Below are 2,725 nucleotides of genomic sequence, written 5' to 3' on the forward strand. Positions count from 1 at the left end.
GGTGGTGCCGGTCCGTGACCGTAACGGCCTGGTGGTCCTCGATCGTGACGAGCACGTCCGCGCGTCGACGTTGGAGGGTCTGGGCGCGCTGCCGGCGTCGTTCGGCACGATCGGCGAGCTGGCGGGCTTCGATGCCGTGGCGCTGCAGAAGTACCACTGGGTCGAGCGTATCGACCACGTGCACACGGCCGGTAACTCGTCCGGCATCGTGGACGGGGCGTCGCTGGTGGTGGTCGGCTCGGAGCGGGCCGGGCGGGAGGCCGGGCTGACGCCGAGGGCGCGGATCGTCGCCGCTGCGGTGTCCGGTGCCGATCCGACGATCATGTTGACCGGGCCGGCGCCGGCCAGTCGCAAGGCTCTCGCCAAGGCGGGGCTGACGGTCGGTGACATCGACCTGGTGGAGATGAACGAGGCGTTCGCGGCGGTGGTGCTGCGCTTTGCGAAGGACCTGGGCTTCTCGCTGGAGCAGGTGAATGTGAACGGTGGTGCGATCGCGATGGGGCATCCGCTCGGGGCGACGGGCGGGATGCTGCTCGGGACGGTGGTTGACGAGTTGGAGCGGCGGCAGTTGCGGTATGGGCTGGTGACCCTGTGTATCGGCGGTGGCATGGGCATCGCCACGATTGTGGAGCGGATCTGATGGCCATTCGCTATGACCGGGGCGCCGACGGTGTCGTCGTGCTCACCCTCGACGACCCCAGCCGCGGCGCGAACACGATGAACGAGGCGTTCGTCGCCAGCATGGACGCCACCCTCGACCGCCTCGAAGCGGACAAAGACCTCGCCGGCGTCGTCATCACCTCGGCGAAGAAGACCTGGTTCGCGGGTGGCGACCTCGACGCCCTCGGCAGCATCGGGCCCGACCAGGCCGCCGAGACGTACGCCACCGCCAAGCGCATCAAGGACCAGTTGCGCCGCCTGGAGACCCTCGGCAGGCCGGTCGTCGCGGCGATCAACGGCTCGGCGCTGGGTGGTGGCCTCGAACTGGCGCTTGCGTGTCATCGCCGGATCGTCGCCGACGATCGGAGGATCGAGATCGGCTTCCCGGAGGTGACGCTGGGGCTGCTGCCGGGTGGTGGTGGGGTGGTGCGCACGGTGCGGCTGCTGGGTATCGCCGAGGCGTTGCTGCAGGTGTTGTTGCAGGGGCAGCGGCACAAGCCGGCGAAGGCCCTGCAGGTCGGGCTCGTGCACGAGGTGGTCCCGGCCGGGCGGTTGGAGTCCGCAGCCCGTGCGTGGATCGCCGCGAACCCGGCCGCGGTCCAGCCGTGGGACGTGAAGGGGTACAAGATTCCGGGTGGGACGCCGAGCACGCCGGCGTTCGCGGTGAACCTGCCCGCGTTCCCGGCGAGGTTGCGTAAGGAGCTCAAGGGCGCGCCCTACCCCGCGCCGCGTAACATTCTCGCCGCCGCCGTCGAGGGTGCGCAGGTCGATCTGGCCACGGCGTTCGACATCGAGGGCCGGTACTTCACGGAGCTGGCCACCGGGCAGATCGCGAAGAACATGATCCAGGCGTTCTTCTTCGACCTGCAGGCCGCCAACGCCCGCGGCTCGACGGCCGCGCCGTTGCAGAAGGTTGCCGTCCTCGGCGCCGGCATGATGGGCGCGGCGATCGCCTACGTGTGTGCCCGGGCCGGGATGCAGGTGCTGCTCAAGGACGTCACCGCCGACGCCGCCCAGCAGGGCAAGGCCTACTCGGAACGCCTGGTGCAGAAGGGCCGCGGCGGCCCGGACCTGCTGGCGCGGATCACCCCGACCGCTGACCCGGCCGACCTGGCCGGCGCCGACCTGGTCATCGAGGCCGTGTTCGAGGACCCGGCACTCAAGCACAAGGTGTTCGCCGAGATCGAGGACGTCGTCGCCCCCGACGCCCTGCTGTGCTCCAACACCTCGACCCTGCCGATCACGGCCCTCGCCGACGGCGTCAAGCGGCGTGAGGACTTCGTCGGGCTGCACTTCTTCTCACCCGTCGACAAGATGCCACTCGTCGAGGTGATCCGCGGCCGGGAGACGTCCGGCGAGGCCGTCGAACGGGCGCTCGGCGTGGTGCGGCAACTGCGCAAGACACCGATCGTCGTCAACGACAGCCGCGGCTTCTTCACCAGCCGCGTCATCGGCACCTTCACCAACGAGGGCGTCGCCATGCTCGCCGAGGGCATCGCGCCCGCCTCGATCGAGCAGGCCAGCTCCCAGGCCGGCTACCCGGCCCCGGTGCTGCAGCTCATCGACGAGCTGACGCTCACCCTGCCGCGCAAAATCCGGCAACAGTACGGCGACGCCTGGACCCCGACGCCCGCCGACGCCGTGATCGACCGCATGATCGACGAGTTCGGCCGGACCGGCCGGTCCGGCGGCGCCGGGTTCTACGACTACGCCGACGGCAAGCGCGGCCTGCTCTGGCCGGGGCTGCGCGAGCACTTCGCCAAGGACGACGTCAAGCTGCCGTTCGCCGACATGCAGGAGCGGATGCTGTTCGCCGAGGCCCTGGAGTCGGTGAAGTGCCTCGACGAGGGCGTGCTCACGTCCGTCGCCGACGCCAACATCGGGTCGATCCTCGGCATCGGGTTCCCCGGCTGGACCGGCGGCGTCCTGCAGTACATCAACCAATACGACGGCGGCCTGAACGGCTTCGTCACCCGCGCCCGCGAGCTCGCCGCCCGCTACGGCTCCCGCTTCGAACCGCCACAGCTCCTGCTGGACAAAGCCACCCGCGGCGAACAGTTCCGCT

Annotated in this window: 1 protein-coding gene and 1 pseudogene; both read left to right on the plus strand. The window is 70.1% G+C overall.

Annotated features, from left to right (window positions below; translation table 11 throughout):
* A pseudogene (locus IEZ31_RS60690) lies at positions 1-640 on the plus strand (acetyl-CoA C-acyltransferase); the annotation flags it as partial.
* Positions 640-2,725 (plus strand): 3-hydroxyacyl-CoA dehydrogenase NAD-binding domain-containing protein (locus tag IEZ31_RS60695; protein WP_190258247.1); only part of this gene is annotated, 2,086 nt, incomplete at its 3' end. The pseudogene IEZ31_RS60690 and the gene IEZ31_RS60695, both read left to right, overlap by 1 nt.

Source organism: Dactylosporangium sucinum (assembly GCF_014647515.1).
GTDB lineage: Bacteria > Actinomycetota > Actinomycetes > Mycobacteriales > Micromonosporaceae > Dactylosporangium > Dactylosporangium sucinum.